Genomic DNA, 15,620 nt, shown 5'->3' on the forward strand with positions numbered 1-15,620 from the left:
CCGGACACAGCCGCAGCATCATAGGGAAGGCACGACACGATGAGCACCGGCCTGAGGAACACCTGGGACGCATGGGCGGATTCTGTCCCGCCCCTCGCGCGCTCACGCACCCTGGAGCCCTGCCACGACCCCGCGGCCACCGCCACCCGCCTTGCCCGAGCCGCTCTCGCCGACCAGTACATGGTCTACGAGGCAGCGGGCGGCGTCTGGCACTTCGCGGCGGGATCCGCCGTGAACCTCACCGCGCACGCGACCGGCATCGTGGCGCGGGCCGCGGGGCGGACTTGGACCGCCCACACCGACGGCAGGCCACTTGCGGTGTTCGCCGACGCGCTGAACGCCCTGTCCGCATCGCACGGCGCGTCGGCCGGCGGACGTCACTTCTACGGCTGGGCCGCCTTCGAACTAGCCCACCTCCTCCACGCCGACCCCGCGGCCACCGGCGACAGTCCTCTGCTGCACGCACTGATCCCGTCCGTCGAGGTGACCCTCGCCGGCGACCGGACCGTGGTCCGCGCGGAGGACGAGGCGTGGCTCCGCAAGGTCGCCGACCTGCTGGCGGAGCCAACGACCCCGCAACTCCCACCCGACGGCACCACTCCCGAGGCGACCGAGCGCATCATCTCGTCCGGCACCGCCGCCTACGGCAGCGCGGTGTCCCGCACGGTCGAGGACATCCGCGCCGGGCTCCTGGAGAAAGCCGTCGTCTCCCGGAGGGTTCCCCTGCCCGCCGGACCACCCGTGGACTTCCCCGCGACCTACCTCGCGGGCCGCCGGGCCAACACACCCGCCCGCTCCTACCTGCTGGACCTCGGCAGCTACCGGGCAGCCGGGTTCAGCCCGGAGACCGTCCTGGAGGTCGAAGAGAACGGCCGCGTCAGCACCCAGCCCCTCGCCGGCACCCGCGCACACGGGACGGACCCGGCGGAGAACGACCGCCTGCGCACGCAACTGCTCACCGACCCCAAGGAGATACACGAGCACGCCGTGTCCGTACGCCTGGCCTGGGACGAGATGGCCTCGGTGTGCCGGCCCGATTCCGTCGCGGTCGAGGAGTTCATGGCGATCCGGTCGCGCGGGTCGGTGCAGCACCTCGCCTCCCGGGTGACGGGTCGACTGCGGCCCGACGCCGGACCGTGGGACGCCTTCGCCTCCCTCTTCCCGGCGATCACCGCCACCGGCGTCCCCAAGCGCTCCGCCCTCCAGGCCCTGGCCCGCCACGAGGAGGGACCCCGCGGCCTGTACGGCGGCGCGGTCTTCCGGGGGAGCACCGACGGCGCCCTCGACGCGGCTCTCGTCCTGCGCACCCTCATCGGCGAGGGTGGCGAGACGTGGCTGCGCGCGGGCGCGGGAGTCACCGCCCAGTCCAGCCCTGAACGCGAGATCGAGGAGACGTGCGAGAAGCTCCGCAGCGTCGCCCCGCACCTGAGGTACGCCTCGGACTGACCGCCCCGCGTGGTTCCGGCCTCCTGCCGGGCGGCCGGGAATGGACCCACCTTGCCGAAACGGCAAAGGATCTGAAGGTGCGACGGGCCTTCAGGAGACAGTGGCGATACCCGCCTCACCCTTCAGGAGGCGGATCGATCGACGGGAGTGGTCATGGCACAGCAACCTCAAGGACCCACGGCGGACGAACTCGCCGCCCGCACGCCCGGCGAGTTCTGGGAAAGCCTCTACCGTGAACGAGCCGACGAGGGTGCCATCTGGGCGACCGGGGTGAACCCGGTGCTGGCGGAGGTCGCGGGCGGGCTCCCGCCGGGGACCGCGCTCGATCTCGCGTGCGGGACCGGCGGAGACAGCCTGTGGCTCGCCACCCGCGGATGGCGGGTGACGGCGGTCGACATCTCGCGGACCGCCGTGGACCGGCTCGCCGACGTCGCCCGTGCGCGGGAACTCGACGAGCTCGTCTCGACCGAGTGCCATGATCTGGCGCGGACCTTTCCGGTGGGGGCGTTCGACCTGGTCTCGGCGCAGTACTTCCACACACCGTACGACCTTCCCCGCGGCGCCGTCCTGCGCACCGCGGCGGAGTCGCTGCGACCGGGCGGACGGCTCCTCGTCGTCGACCATGCCTCCGTCGCCCCCTGGTCCTGGAACCAGGACCAGGCCACACGTTTCCCCACCCCGGACGAGGTCCACGCCGGGATCGGCCTGCCCACCGCCGGATGGACCGTCGAACGGGCCGACGCGCAAGACCGCCGGGCGACCGGTCCGGGCGGGCAGACCGCCACCGTCACGGACCACATCCTGCTCATCCGCCGCGCGACCGGCTGAGCCCCGGAACCGGCCACGGCCGTACGGGACGCCGCCGCAGGCTTCCCGACAGCCGCCCGGGAGGCGGCTGCCGCGTCGCTGTCTCCCACATCGTGCAGCCGCGACGCCTGGAAGCGAGCAACCGCTGGAGAGTCTGTGCGACAAGACCGTGTGTACGCTCAAGAGATGCTGACCATCGCCGCCGACATCGAGGTGCTGGCCAGGTTCGGCCGCGCGCTCGCCGATCCGATCCGCTGCCGTGTCCTGCTGCTCCTGCGGGAAGCGCCCTCGTATCCCGCCGATCTGGCGGAAGCCCTGGGTGTGTCCCGGACCCGGCTGTCGAACCATCTCGCGTGCCTGCGGGACTGCGGCCTCGTCGTGACCGTGCCGGACGGGCGCCGTACACGGTACGAGATCGCCGACGAGCGCCTCGGCCACGCCCTCGACAATCTGCGCACCGCCGTGGTCGCGGTCGAGACCGACCGCACCTGTGGGAACACCGAAGCCGAGGGCCGCCGCTGACGGCTGCGCGGCCGTAGGGCGGACCGTCTACCTGCAGCAGCCGCACCCGGGCGGGCAGTCGCCACACCCAGTCTCCGTCCCGACGCCTGCGGAGGGCACCACAGCGGCGGTGGGCACGCAGCAGCCCTTGCCCCGCCAGGCGTCCCGGCCTTCCTTGACGGCGACACCGGCGATGGCGAGGGCGGCGATGGGATCGGCCCAGGACCATCCGAGGGTGGCGTTGAGCACCAGGCCGCCCAGAAGCACGGCGGACAGGTAGGTGCACAGGAGGGTCTGTCTGGAGTCAGCGACGGCCGAGGCGGAGCCGAGTTCGCGGCCGGCCCTGCGCTGGGCCGCGGACAGGAACGGCATGACCGCGAGTGACAGGGCGGCGATGACGATGCCGGGAACGGAGCGTTCGGCTTCCCCGGTACCGGTCAGGGTGCGGACCGCGTCGAAGGCGACGTAGGCGGCGAGCATGAAGAAGGAGGCTGCGATGACCCGCAGGGTGTGTCGCTCGCGGGCTTCACGCACTGCGTGGTCGGAGGCGGAGAACTGCCAGGCGACGGCCGCTGCGGAGGACACTTCGACAACCGAGTCGAGGCCGAAGCCGATCAGGGCGGTCGAGGCGGCGATGGTCCCGGCGGTGATCGCGACGACCGCCTCGATGACGTTGTAGATGATGGTGGTGGCGACCAGCAACCGTATGCGACGGGTGAGCGCTTCCTGTCGCCCGGACGAGGGGCCGACGAACATGGATACGTTGGCGGTCATGGTCAGCAGCACCCCTTCTCGCAGGCGTCCGCGCACGTCCGGTCGTACCGTGTACGGCGCCCGTCCAGCACGGTCACGACGAGGCCGCAGTCCCGCAGGACCGCGAGATGGTTCGACAGCCGAGCCCGGAAGACACTGAGAGCATCGTCGAGGACGGCCGGTGGCCGGACCTGGCCGGCCCTCGATGTCGAAGGCAACGGTCAGCACGTCATGAGAGTACATGACATCCTGAATTCAGGTAACTGTGGATCAAGTTGACGGTTGCGGTGACCGTCGCTCGGGTGTCGGTGCGCGGGCGACCGTGCATACTGAAATCGAAGCAGTGCATTTTTCGATATCGCAGCGAAAATCATTCTCGATAGCGCGCCGTGTCATTATCCGATTCGTCGATGTGTGTTCTCCGTGGTGGCCTTTATTGTCAGGGTGAAGCCGCGAAGAGCACTGGAGGACGCCGCGAATGGGCAGTGGACCGAATTCAAGGAGATGAGTGCAGTGGCGACACCCTTGCAACATCAGCCGCATCCCGGGCACAGCCATACGCACGGCGAGAGCTGCGGCCACGTGGCAGTGCCTCACGGCGATCACATCGACTACGTGCACGACGGGCATCTGCACCGTGAGCACGACAGTCACGCGGATGAGTGCGAGATCGGCGGGCACCGTCAGCACGCAGAGCATGCTCACGTGCATGGCGAGGGCTGTGGGCACGTGGCGGTGCCCCACGATGATCACATCGACTACGTGCACGACGGCCACCGTCATGCGGCTCACGAAGGACACTGGGACGACCACTGACTGCTTGGTGCAGACTCCCGTTCCCAGAAATTAGAAATGCATCCCGGCGTCCGGGGTGCATTTCGGGTACTTCCGCAGCCCAGGGAAAGGGCCCGGCGGGGGATGGCTGCTCGTTTCTCACCGGCTTGAGTATGGCAGCAGCGCCATCTCACGAGCGTTCTTGATCGCCCTGGCGATCTGCCGTTGCTGCTGGGCCGTGACGCGGGTGACGCGGCGGCTGCGGATCTTGCTGCGGTCGGAGATGAACTTCCGCAGCAGATCGGTGCCCTTGTAGTCGATGTGATCGCCCGTCGGCTCTACCTGCCCGAGCACTCCTGGTCCGGTGATCCCGAACGCCGCACCACGGCCGGGATGCCCGAGACGGTGCGGTTCACCACCAAGCCCCGTCTGGCCTCGGAGATGATCGCCGCGGCGCTGAACGCCGGCATCAACGTCTCCTGGGTGACCGGCGACGAAGCCTACGGCCAGGACCCCCGGCTCCGCGCCGCCCTGGAAACACGCGGTACCGGCTACGTGATGGCCGTCGCCTGCTTGATGCGGGTGCGGATCAACCACGGCCGCACACCCATCCGCGCGGACACCGTCGCCGGCCGCCTGCCCGCTACGGCCTGGCAGCCCTACAGGGCCGGAAACGGTGCGAAAGGCCCGCGGTACTACGACTGGGCCTGGATCCACATCGGCACAGACAGCCACCGGCACCTGCTCATCCGACGCAACCGGACCACCGGCGAACTCGCCTTCTACCTGTGCTGGTCACCAACCGACGTGCCCCTGTCCGAACTGGTCCGCGTCGCCGGTATCCGCTGGAGCGTCGAGGAGTGCTTCCAGGCAGCCAAGGGCCAGGTCGGACTCGACCATTACCAGGTCCGCAACTGGACCGCCTGGCACCGGCACATCACCCTCGCCATGCTTGCCCTGGCCTCCTTGACCGCCCTCGCCGCCGACGCGGCCCCCGAACGGCCCCATGACGCACACCACCCCGTCCCCAGCCACGATCCGATCACGCTGACCGTCCCGGAGATCCGACACCTACTCGCCGCGGTCCTCGGCCCACCAGCCGCGACCGTGACCAGACTGCTGCACCGGTCCAACCGGCGTCGGCGCCACCAGGCAACAGCCCGGCACAGCCACTACCGACGACGAGCCGCCGACGAACCCGCTGGATAGATCACGAAACCGCACTGGAGTACTAGAACTCTCTTTGATCGGGGCTGCTCGGCCCGCGGGCTCTGTCCCTCTTGCGAGCTACGCGGAAGTGTCCACCGCGTGGTGACGATTCGAGGGCGGCGGATCCATAGCGTTGCGCACAGCCGCGGCGCTCCGGCTGCGGATTCGGCGGAGGAGTTCTGGTGAGACTGGTATGGCAGCTTGTGGCCGTCACAGCCATCGCCCTCATCGGCGGTCAGGGGATCGCCGCGGTGCATGAGGGCAACCCCTGGCTCACGCTCGTCCTCGGCGTCCTGACGGCTGTGCTCGCAGTGTTCGTTTACGGGTGGGTGGTACGCCGGACCGAGCGCCGCCCGGCCACGGAGGTGGCCGGGAGGGGGGCCGGGGCCGCGCTCGGCGTGGGGACGCTGATCGGCTTGGCGGTGTTCGGGCTTGTCATCCGGCAACTGGCCACCAACGGGTACTACGAGGTCAACGGCTGGGGCTCGACGACCGGAGCGGTAGGGCTCGTCGGTTTCATGGCCGCCGCCGTGGCGAAGGCGACCAAGACTTCTGCGTTCACGTTGTGGCGTCCTCAGGCGGTAGGGGAGCGGCAGTTCTGGCGTTCGGTACCGACGTGAGGCGGATCCCCCCCGCTTGTCTGCGCCCACGGCCACGGCTCATGCCCTTCGTCTCGTGGTCTTCCGCACCCTTCAGCACCATGGAGATCTAGATGCGTTCGCGCCTTGTCGCCCGTTCCGCCCGCCTGGCCCTCGCCGCGGACGCCGCGCTGGCCCTCACCGGCGCCGTGACGGCCGCCGCCACGGCCGTCAGCCGCAGCACCACCGCACCGGCCTGCGTAACCGACGACCTGACCTTCACGGTCACCGAGGAGACGCAGGCGGGCGGCTGCCTCTTCCTCACCGCCAAGGCCAAGCCCGGTGTCTCCTGCACCCTGGGGGGCGTCTTCCCCTCCGCGTCCTTCGGCTCCTCCCCGACAGTGCCGTGTCGCCCGCCGAGCACGCTGTCAGCGAGAGCATCATCCTCGAAGGCTCCACCACCGCTTACGCCGGCATCAACCCCAAGATCACCAACGACGACTTCGGCTGGGAATCCGACCAGCTCCACCTCTCCGTCGCCGGCGACGAAGTCAACTCCATCACCCTCGACCTCCCCAACACCGTCCTGGTCGACCAGCCGATCGCCACCAACTGGCACGCCGACCCCGCCGACGCAGTCCCCTTCTCCATCTGACGCACTTCTCCGGCCGATCAGCTGACCTTCTTCACCAGCTGACCTGCTTCTCCGGTCGGCCTCCGCCCGGGGGCGCCTGCGCACAGAGAAGCCGTTGGGGACTCCCGCCCCACGGACCCTCACCGGTGGTCTGTCGGGAGTCGGCGTATGGATGCCTACCGCTCGATGCGTCAGCCCGTACACCGGCCTCCCTTCACCTCACACGCGCACCAACTCCCGGTCCTCGTCGGAGCCCTTCGGCCCGCCCTTGCCGTCCTGGGACGGAGGGCGATCATCGTTCGGTGTGGGGTTTTCCGATCTTGAGTCGGTCGATGGGGTCCGAGACGGCCGTTCCGGCGGATGCGCTGGAGTATGTCGCGGGGAATGACGGTGCCGCGTTCGTATGTGCCGGCGAGGAACTCTTCGAGGTTCGGTTCGGTGTCGATGTCGTCGGCGGAGGTGATGGCGGGTGAGGAACGTCCGCACCGGCTGGCGACGCGGGGTGAGAACCGGCGAGCAGAGAGCCTCCCGTACGAGGCGGCGGTGAACGCCGAAATAGATCGTGAAGGACAGACGTGAACAAGTGGTTGGATGAGTTCAAGAGACGTCGGCAAACACCGCCGTCCTGTTAAGCGCACGGCGGATCGCCCTGCCGTGAAGCCCCTCCCTCTGCTGCCGTTCCGCGAGTGCCATCCAGAGTGGGCACTAGCTCCAATGACATGTCGCCGACCGTTGCATGACACAGAGGGTAATTTTTTCCGGCCCGGTTCAAGCCATGACGAACCTGGCGCCTGTTGTTCCTCGTTTCCCCGACTCACGCAAGGTAAAACTACGTGACCATTACGTGGCTGGACCAACCCTCTCAGAAATTCGTTGTGGAAGAACATGTCGCTGGACACGACAGCGGCACCTGGACATACCAATTGTCGGACCAGTGGTTCGGCATCGTCACGCCAATACGAGGTGTGTGTCAAATTGAACGTCGAGACGATCACGGTTGGCGGCGAACCACGCTCACGCCTGGAGAGGTCTGCCGGGTCGCGCCCAACAACCTGATCCGGCTCAGCAGGACATCGCCCAGACGTCTCCCATTCGAAGTCGTTTATATCCAGCTTTCCGTAGAATTCCTTCAGCGAGCACTGGAAACACACAGCACCGCTCCTGTCCGTGATGTTTCGGAATTACAGACACTGCGCGCCTTCGATCCACATGTTGCATCCATGGCGCAAACTCTACTTCACGCCCGAAAGACAGGTGCAGGAGAGCGCTATGCCCTGAGCGCAGCCCACTACCTGGCCGAATACCTGCTCCATCCATTCAGTTCCGCATCGCCGGGAACGGGAGGTTTCAGCCCGGAACAAATGCTCACACTGCGGGCCTACATGGAGATGCGCTTGTCCGAGAACATCACACTCGACCAGTTGGCCAGAGAAGCACGTCTCAGCCGGTACCACTTCCTGCGCCGATTCTCTGTCACCACGGGAAAGACGCCCATGCGGTACTTGACCGGGTTACGCATCGACGCTGCCCGCCATTTGCTCACAGCGGGCAGCGACCCCATATCCCAGGTCGGCAGGCTCTGTGGTTTTCCGAATCCGGAGAACTTCGCGCGGGTGTTCAGGAAGCACATGGGCTGCTCACCCTCGGAGTACCGGCAGCGAGGGCAGTGTCCGCCCTCTCCTTGAACGCCGACATGTGACGACGGGCCATGACCCCAGCGAACACGGTGGTGGAGACAACTGGTCACCAGCAGTCACCGATCGTGTGGGACGACATCGACTTCGCCTTCCGCCCCTACGATCCGTGGCTCGCCTACGCACAGTCCGAGACCGCCAACGTCCTGTTCGCGGTGGAGGCGACCCGCCGCTGGGCCGACGACAACATCACCGCCAACGCCCTGATGCGGGGCGCCATTTACACGAACCTGCAGCGGCACACCGCAGGCCGAGGTAGCAGACGCGTCCCCGTGCTGGTCAGCGTCTGTGCCTGGCGCGCGTTGCCGCCATGCTTCGGGATATCGAAGTCGACGGCCCATCGCAGGTTCGGGATCTGGTAGCGGGCCGGCGTGTGGGGCCGACTGCACGGGGAGATCGTGCACCGGCTCTACGACGCCAGCCTGCTCGACCTGTCGCGCGCTGTTCTCGACTCCGCCCACGTGCGCGCTGAAAAGGGGGCGAACACACAGGTCCGAGCCCCGTGGACCGGGGCAAGCCGGGCTCCAAGATGAACGTCCTGTCGGACGCGAAGGGACTGCCCCTGGTCGTCGGTGTCTCCGCGGCCAACGTCCACGACAGTCTCGCGCTGAAGCCCATGGTCGCCGGTCACCAAACGAGGCACGACCCACACCGCGGCCGGTACTCCACCATGCCCCAGCGGCAGTGCTTCCGCCCCTATGCCCGGCCGACGCTGACGCTCGTCCAGATGCGGCAACAACACCTGGAACTTCGCAGCCAGGGCGGCCTCGATCCCCTCCCGTACCAGAACAAATAGTCCTACAGCCGGAAGGTACGACTTGTTGCCCGGCGAGCCCTTGACGACCGCACCCCACCGAAGAAGCGAGGCTAAATTCGAAGAAGACCCAGAACAGGCTGTTGTCGATTATTGCCCGATGCTCGATCAATATTGCTGCGTCATCTGCCGTCGTCGATTCGGCTGTTAAGGTCACGGAGTGCGATGCCGGGCAACTCCGTGACAGCGAAGGTGATTTCCTTGGTGGAAATGCGAGCAGGGTTCGACTATGACAGCCATGACCCGGCGATAGCGGTGGATCCGTTTTCGACCTATGCGAAACTCCGCGAATCCTGCCCGGTGCAGTGGAGCCGGGCCTGGGACGGCTATTGGGTCGCGACCGGCCACCGTGAGGTCTCCTCGGCGGCCCGCGATGCCCGGACTTTCCAAACCGCGCAGGACAGGGCGGACGGTACGGTGCAGGGGGTGACCATTCCCTCACTCGGGCAGAGCAACCGGATGATACCGCTGGAACTCGACTCGCCGGAGTGCCTGAAGTACCGCAAGCTGCTCTCCGTGTTCTATTCCCCGAAGCGGGTCGCCGCGCGCGCCGGCGAGGTCCGGCAGTTGGCGGCGGCTTGTATCGACGAGGTGATCGAGCGCGGCGAGTGTGACATCGTTCTGGCGATGACCGAGAAGCTGCCCAGTATTCTGACCATGCGGGACATCGGGCTGCCGGAGGAGCGGTGGTTCGACATTGACTCCTTGCTCTACCGGGCGCTCTTCGCCGCTCCGCACGATCCGTCGACAGCCCGCGAATGCGCGCAACTGATCTGCCTGGAGCTGGTGGAAGCACTCGACGCGCAACGGGACGGCGACAAGCGGGGGCTGCTCGGGCACCTGGCGACCTGTGAGGTCGACGGAGCACCGGTACCGGACGATGACATCGTCTCGATGATGTATTTGCTGTTGCTCGGCATCCATCCGACGTCAAGCCTGACCGCGATCGCGCTCCGTACCCTCGCCCAGCAACCCGAGCTGCGGTCCCGGCTGATGTCCGACCGCTCGATGATCCGCACCGCCGTGGACGAGTTCCTGCGGTGGGTCTCGCCCGTTCAAAGCACGGGCCGGATTGCCGCCGAGGACGTCGAACTCGGCGGGCAGCACATCACCCGGGGCGAGCAGGTGTTGCTCGGGTGGGCCGCGGCGAACCGCGACGATTCCGTCTTCCCGCACTCGGACCGGATCGACCTGAACCGCGACACCGGCCGCCACCTCGCTTTCGGTGCCGGCCAGCACTATTGCGTGGGCGCGGCCATGGTACGAGAGATGTTCACGGCGATGCTGGAGGAGGTGTTCGACCGGATACCGGACTACACCGTCGCCGATGACGCGGAGATCGAATGGTTTCCGGATCTGACCCCCGTATACGGGATCAAGGCTCTGCCGATACGGTTCGCGCCCGGCCGATAAGCCGGGCGGTGTTCATGACCGAGGAGTCGTCCAGGAAGCCGACGATGGGGATCTCCGTCGCGAAGGCACTGTTCAGCCCTTCAGGATCTGCAGCAGCTGGGCGCCACCCCGGCTGGCGAGCAGCACCCCGGCCATCCCTACCAGGTGCTGCAGCAACTGACTGCGGCGCTGTTTCCTTGCTGTCCAGGCAACCTCGCCGTACTCCGAAAACACCATGCCGGTAACCCAGTTGGAGGACGACGGCATATACGACGACTCAGCCGCGTCCTCCGGTCCGCTCACCATGACGTCACTGGGGGATAGGGGGGCCGACGGCTATAGGGCGACCGTGACAGTGGAGGTCAGCTCCGACTGAGCGTTCAGGGCGCGGAGTCGTGCAGACGTTTCGCGGGTGGTAGGGGGAGGCGTCCAGCTTGGCGAGGACGCAGATGGTGGCGGCGTTCGGCAGGATCAACCGGTAGAGCCGCGCTGTCTCCTCGGACAGGCCCGGGCTCTCCGGCCGCGCCTCGGTCACCAGCCGCACTCCGGTCCAGGCACCCACGACCAGCCGTGCGATCTCCGCGGGGACCGCGTGCGGCAGCAGCTCGCCGCGCTTCTCGGCCTCCACGAGCAGGTCCTCGAACAGGCAGATCCAGTCCGGCCAGCGCGTGCCGCACATGCTGCGTGTCTTGGGGTGGACGGACAGCCGGACGGCCGCACGCAGCATCGGTTCCTGGGGCATCCGGTGTGCGAGCAGGAGCCCGAGGTCGACCCATTCCTGGAGCTTGTGCGTCTGCGGAACGAGCCCCTCGCGGGTCACGGCCTGGTCGAGCACGCCGCGCGCCATCGCTTCCTTGGTCGGGAAGTGGAAGTACAGGGCGCCTCGGGTCAGCCCGGTCCGTTCGACGAGTGCGGCGATGGTGGCGGCTTCGTACCCGACCTCGATGAACAGGCGCGCCATGGCTTCCGGGATGGCCTCACGCGTACGGATCGCACGCTCCTGACGCGCCGCTCGGCCGCCCCCGGTCTCTCTCGGCCCTGTCTGAACATCGAACCGTCGACCATGGGCCCACCGAAGGTTCGGTACGGCACCAAGCCCTTCCGGCCGTTCCGGGGGCTGTACTGCGGGACGCGGAGCCGGGGCCGGGGGGATGGCCCCGGCTCCGCGTCCCGGGCGGCACGTCAATGGTTGACGTGGCCGCCGTCCATGGGGCGCCCCGCTGTCATCAGGTACTTCAGGTCCCGGGCGTACTTGGTGACGAGGTCGCGCGTGAGGCTCGGGATGTCCCCGTGCCCGGCGATGGCGCCGGCCCGGACGGCGGCGCGGAACCGGTCGGAGGGGATGACGGATCCGGGTACCGGGTCCTCGGGCTCCTTGAAGCCGTGCCGGATGGGAAGCGCCGCGTACTGCCGTTGTGCCTCGGGCAGGGCGCGCATCGCCGCCTCGAACCGCAGGTACCACTCGGCGTAGTCGTCCACCCGCTCGATGGCGTGGCCGTCCTGCGCGAGCCAGTCGACGATGGCGTCGAGGGAGACGCCGTCGTCGTTGGGGTTCACAAGGCTGAACGTCCGGTAGCCGGACGGGACTTCAGAGGTGCCGCAGCCCCCCAGCGCCACCACGGCGGCGGCGGTGAAGTCGACCGGCAGGCCGTCGTAGTGGGCGCGTTCGCCGTCCGCACGGTAGAAGCTGCGCGGCGCGACCCCGGTGGCGAGCACGCTGAACAGGAGGCGGCTGAACACATCGGTGACGTTGAACTGCCCGCCGTACCGGGTGTGCGCGAGGACCATGCTGGACCGGAAGGTCGTGACCGGCAGTCCGCACAGGTCGTGCGCCTCCCGCAGCAGCACTTCACCGGCCCATTTACTGGTCGCGTACCCGTTGGCGTAGCCATCGTCGACGTTCAGGACCGGTATGGCGACGCGGACGTCGGTGTCCTCGTCGAGGGCCGGACGGCAGGAGTCGGCGACCCCGACGCTGGAGATGTAGGTGATCGGCTTCGTCCGGCGGGTGAGGGCCAGCCGGACGAGTTCGGCGGTGCCGACGACGTTGGCGTCGAAGAGGTGCGGGTACGGCAGGAGGTGGTTCACCACCGCACCGGCGTGGACGATCAGGTCGACCTCGTCGGCCAGCCGGTCCCAGGCCGCCTCGTCCAGGCCGAGCCGCGGTTCCGCCATGTCACCCGCCACGACTTCGAGATGGACCGCGGCCAGTTCCTCGTACGTCCGCACCAGCTCCGGGTCGCCGCTGTCGAAGGCCGCGTCCAGCCGCTGCCGGGCCGCGGGGGCGTCCTTGCCGCGCACCAGGGCGATCAGCCGGCCGCCGGCGGGCGCCAGGGTGCGCAGCCATTCCAGGGCGAGGAAGCGGCCGAGGTAGCCGTTCGCGCCGGTCAGCAGCACGGTGCGCGGCTCCCGCTCGGCGCGGGGCAGCGCGGGGGCGTCGGCGAGGAGGTCTGCGTCGAGGAACTTGTCAAGGGTGAGGTCCTGCGCGTGGACCTCGGTCACGCCCTCGCCGTGCACCGAGGCGAAGGCGGGCCGCCGCACGGCCGTGACCCGGCCAGAAAGGCGCCCGGCGCCCTCGCCTCCTTCCTTGAACTCCACGATGCGGATCGTCATCTCCTTGAGCGTGACCGGTTCCAGGAACAGCTGGATCGGTACGTCGATGTCCAGCTCGTCGCGGAGTCGTCCGGCCAGATGCACGGACGTCAGCGAGTCGCCGCCCGCCTCGAGGTACGTCTTCTCCAGACCGGCGGGTCCGTCGAGATCCAGCGCCTCGAACACCAACTCGGCGACCCTGTCCTCCAGTTCGCTCCCCAGTGTCGGCGCCGTACCTTCGGCCGGCGCCTGAGCGCCCGGGCCGCGCAGCGTCAGGGCACCGTAGCTCTCGCCGGCGAACGGGTACGACGGGAGCCGTACCCGGCGCACCTCGCCGTCGAGCGTCGGCCAGGTCACCTCCTCGCCGCGCAGCCACGCCTCCCCCGACGGTTCCCGCACCGGATCCGGGTGGCCCTCGGCCAGTGCCATGAGCTTGTCCGACGCGTCCTGCACGCCGGCGGCGACCACGTAGGCACGCACGGGCATCCCGACCCGGCCGGTGCGCAGGGTGTGCGCGACATCGGCGAGGGCGGGGGCGTCGGCCTCGTGCAGACGTGCCGCCAACCGCGACGCCACGAGAGCGAGTTGATGCTCGGTGCGGGCCGAAACCGGCAGGACCGTCGGGCGGGCGTCGGCCTTCGCGCGCGGCTCGCGTGCCGGTGCCTCCTGCACCACCACGTGCACGTTCGTGCCGCCCATGCCGACCGACGTCACGCCGGCCAGCCGGGGCAGGCCCGGCCTGCGCGGCCAGTGTCGGGTCTCGGTCACCAGCCGCAGCGGCGAGTCCTGCAGGGCGGCGACCGGGCTCGTGACGTTCACCGTCGGGGCCAGGGTGGCGTGCTCCAGCATCAGGACCGTCTTGATCAGCGCCGCCACACCGGCCGCCGTGTCGGCGTGCCCGATGTTCGACTTCACCGAACCGAGCGCGATGCCTGCGCCGCCGTCGAGGCCGGCTCGGGCGGTGAACGCCGCGCTCGCCGCCGCCAGCTCGATCCGGTCTCCCAGCTCGGTCCCGGTCCCGTGCGCCTCCACGTACTGCGCCACCGACGGCTCCAGCCCCGCCGCTTTCCACGCCTCGGCGATCGCGGCCGTCTGCCGGTCCACGCCCGGAGCGGTGAAGCCGACCTTGTCGGCCCCGTCGTTGGTGACGGCCGTGCCCCGGATCACCGCGCGCACCGGGTCACCGTCGGCGAGCGCGTCCTCCAGCCGCCGCAGCACCAGCACGCCCACCCCGCTGCCCGGCACCGTGCCGGCCGCCTTCTCGTCGAAGGGGCGGCAGAGGCCGTCGGGGGAGGAGGTCCCGCCCTGGTAGTAGACATAACCCTCCTTGCGCACGGTGCCGATGGCGACGCCGCCCGCGAGTGCGGTGTCGCACTCGCCGAGCAACAGGGCCTGGACGGCAAGATGGACCGCCGTCAGCGAGGTCGAACAGGCCGTCTGGACCATCATGCTCGGCCCGTCCAGGCCGAGCCGGTAGGAGATCCAGGGCGCCAGGAACTCGCGGTCGGTGAGGATACGCATCTGGATCGCGCCGATCGACGCGGCGAGCGCCGGGTCCGTCTCGGCGGCCAGCGCGTGGTCCGTCGAGCTGCCGCCCATGTAGACGCCGGTGCGGGGCGGTGCGTTCAGCGGGGCGTACCCGGCGTCCTCCAGCGCCGACCAGGCGGTCTCCAGGAGCACCCGGTGCTGCGGGTCCAAGGCGGCCGCCTCGGTGCGGTTGAAGCCGAAGAGCTCGGCCTCGAAGCGGTCCGCGTCAGCGAGATGCCCCTGCACCGGGACGAACGCGGGATTGCGCAGCTCGGCCGGGTCCGCCCCGTCGGCGAGCAGTTCCTTCTCGGTGAACTCGGACAGCGAGCAGACGCCGTCGCGCAGGTTGGCCCAGTAGGCGTCGAGGTCGGGGGCGCCGGGGAAGCGTCCGCTCATCCCCACGACGGCCACCGCTTGCTCAAGGTCGTGCTGTGCGGCTTCCTCGGTCGTCATCGCGTCGTGCCCTTCCTGGAACGGAGTTTGTGCGGGGCGGCCCGGCGGTCGCCGCCGCGCCGGGCCGCCTCCTGCTCGGCCGTCTGGTCGAGACGGGCAGCCACGGCGGCCGCCGTCGGGTGCCGGAACAGGTTGGTCAGGGTGATGAGGTCCTGGTGCTCCGGGTGTTTCTGGAGCGCCGCGAGGACGGCCGGCAGCCGTAGCGAATTGCCGCCCGAGTCGAAGAAGTTGTCGTGGACGCCGACCCGGTCCAGGGTCAGCTGCTGCTGCCGCACCCGGGCCACGCGCCGCTCGGCCGCGCTGTCCGGGGCGGTGTACGACCGGCTCGGCTCGGGGCGCGAGGAGGGGGGATCGGGCAGCGCCGTATCGTCCACCTTCCCATTCGTCGTCATGGGCATGCGGTCGAGGACAACGATGGCCGACGGTATCAAGTGCGCGGGCACGGT

At 68.9% G+C, this 15,620-nt stretch carries 14 protein-coding genes and 4 pseudogenes; 11 read left to right on the forward strand and 7 right to left on the reverse strand.

Going from position 1 to position 15,620, the window contains the following annotated elements; translation table 11 throughout:
• Positions 1-39 precede the first annotated feature (39 nt).
• The 3 genes from VN520_RS34905 to VN520_RS34915 all read left to right on the forward strand — a co-directional run bounded on the left by VN520_RS34905 (position 40) and on the right by VN520_RS34915 (position 2,775).
• Complete coding sequence (locus VN520_RS34905) at positions 40-1,446, forward strand: salicylate synthase (protein WP_325750965.1); 1,407 nt, start codon at positions 40-42, stop codon at positions 1,444-1,446.
• 153 nt (positions 1,447-1,599) lie between these two features.
• The gene (locus VN520_RS34910) at positions 1,600-2,274 is read left to right on the forward strand and encodes a class I SAM-dependent methyltransferase (RefSeq protein ID WP_325750966.1); all 675 of its coding nucleotides are present in this window, start codon (positions 1,600-1,602) and stop codon (positions 2,272-2,274) included.
• Positions 2,275-2,439: 165 nt separating this feature from the next.
• A complete protein-coding gene (locus VN520_RS34915; RefSeq protein ID WP_325750967.1) occupies positions 2,440-2,775 on the forward strand; it encodes a metalloregulator ArsR/SmtB family transcription factor in 336 nt (111 codons plus the stop codon).
• Positions 2,776-2,802: 27 nt separating this feature from the next.
• Here the strand turns inward: VN520_RS34915 and VN520_RS34920 are convergent, their stop codons facing one another.
• Both VN520_RS34920 and VN520_RS34925 read right to left on the reverse strand, forming a co-directional pair.
• Positions 2,803-3,528, reverse strand: a complete 726-nt coding sequence (locus tag VN520_RS34920) for a cation diffusion facilitator family transporter (RefSeq protein ID WP_325750968.1) — start codon at positions 3,526-3,528, stop codon at positions 2,803-2,805.
• Between the two features lie 2 nt (positions 3,529-3,530).
• A pseudogene (locus tag VN520_RS34925) lies at positions 3,531-3,689 on the reverse strand (helix-turn-helix domain-containing protein); the annotation flags it as partial.
• A 322-nt stretch (positions 3,690-4,011) separates the two neighbouring features.
• Here VN520_RS34925 and VN520_RS34930 point away from each other — a divergent pair.
• A complete protein-coding gene (locus VN520_RS34930) occupies positions 4,012-4,323 on the forward strand; it encodes a hypothetical protein (protein ID WP_325750991.1) in 312 nt (103 codons plus the stop codon).
• Between the two features lie 117 nt (positions 4,324-4,440).
• On the opposite strand, the gene rpsR is transcribed toward VN520_RS34930, so the two are convergent.
• On the reverse strand, positions 4,441-4,635 hold the full coding sequence (rpsR, locus tag VN520_RS34935; RefSeq protein ID WP_325750969.1) for a 30S ribosomal protein S18: 195 nt from the start codon (positions 4,633-4,635) through the stop codon (positions 4,441-4,443).
• Between rpsR and VN520_RS34940 the strand changes: the two are divergent.
• From VN520_RS34940 to VN520_RS34970, 7 genes and pseudogenes are all read left to right on the forward strand, one after another.
• Positions 4,603-5,490: pseudogene (locus tag VN520_RS34940) on the forward strand (IS701 family transposase); the annotation flags it as partial. The gene rpsR and the pseudogene VN520_RS34940 overlap by 33 nt on opposite strands.
• A gap of 182 nt (positions 5,491-5,672) precedes the next feature.
• Positions 5,673-6,110, forward strand: a complete 438-nt coding sequence (locus VN520_RS34945; protein WP_414720044.1) for a hypothetical protein — start codon at positions 5,673-5,675, stop codon at positions 6,108-6,110.
• A 364-nt stretch (positions 6,111-6,474) separates the two neighbouring features.
• Positions 6,475-6,723: a hypothetical protein gene (locus VN520_RS34950; protein WP_325750971.1), complete on the forward strand. Its 249-nt coding sequence runs from the start codon at positions 6,475-6,477 to the stop codon at positions 6,721-6,723.
• An 812-nt stretch (positions 6,724-7,535) separates the two neighbouring features.
• A complete protein-coding gene (locus tag VN520_RS34955; RefSeq protein ID WP_325750972.1) occupies positions 7,536-8,387 on the forward strand; it encodes an AraC family transcriptional regulator in 852 nt (283 codons plus the stop codon).
• A gap of 41 nt (positions 8,388-8,428) precedes the next feature.
• Positions 8,429-8,668, forward strand: a pseudogene (locus VN520_RS34960) (oxidoreductase); the annotation flags it as partial.
• Positions 8,669-9,111: pseudogene (locus VN520_RS34965) on the forward strand (transposase); the annotation flags it as partial. It abuts the pseudogene before it with no gap.
• A gap of 309 nt (positions 9,112-9,420) precedes the next feature.
• Complete coding sequence (locus VN520_RS34970) at positions 9,421-10,623, forward strand: cytochrome P450 (RefSeq protein ID WP_325750992.1); 1,203 nt, start codon at positions 9,421-9,423, stop codon at positions 10,621-10,623.
• A 72-nt stretch (positions 10,624-10,695) separates the two neighbouring features.
• Here VN520_RS34970 and VN520_RS34975 read toward each other — a convergent pair whose 3' ends face one another.
• The 4 genes from VN520_RS34975 to VN520_RS34990 all read right to left on the reverse strand — a co-directional run bounded on the left by VN520_RS34975 (position 10,696) and on the right by VN520_RS34990 (position 15,566).
• Positions 10,696-10,908, reverse strand: coding sequence for a hypothetical protein (locus VN520_RS34975; RefSeq protein WP_325750973.1), 213 nt, complete (start codon positions 10,906-10,908; stop codon positions 10,696-10,698).
• Between the two features lie 4 nt (positions 10,909-10,912).
• Positions 10,913-11,593, reverse strand: a complete 681-nt coding sequence (locus VN520_RS34980) for a ScbR family autoregulator-binding transcription factor (RefSeq protein WP_325750993.1) — start codon at positions 11,591-11,593, stop codon at positions 10,913-10,915.
• 191 nt (positions 11,594-11,784) lie between these two features.
• Positions 11,785-15,174: a thioester reductase domain-containing protein gene (locus tag VN520_RS34985; protein ID WP_325750974.1), complete on the reverse strand. Its 3,390-nt coding sequence runs from the start codon at positions 15,172-15,174 to the stop codon at positions 11,785-11,787.
• Positions 15,171-15,566 (reverse strand): phosphopantetheine-binding protein, encoded by a 396-nt coding sequence (locus VN520_RS34990; RefSeq protein ID WP_325750975.1) that lies wholly within the window; start codon positions 15,564-15,566, stop codon positions 15,171-15,173. The genes VN520_RS34985 and VN520_RS34990 overlap by 4 nt, the downstream gene beginning before the upstream one ends.
• Between the last annotated feature and the right edge of the window lie 54 nt (positions 15,567-15,620).

It is taken from the genome of Streptomyces sp., assembly GCF_035563135.1.
Classification (GTDB): Bacteria; Actinomycetota; Actinomycetes; order Streptomycetales; family Streptomycetaceae; genus Streptomyces.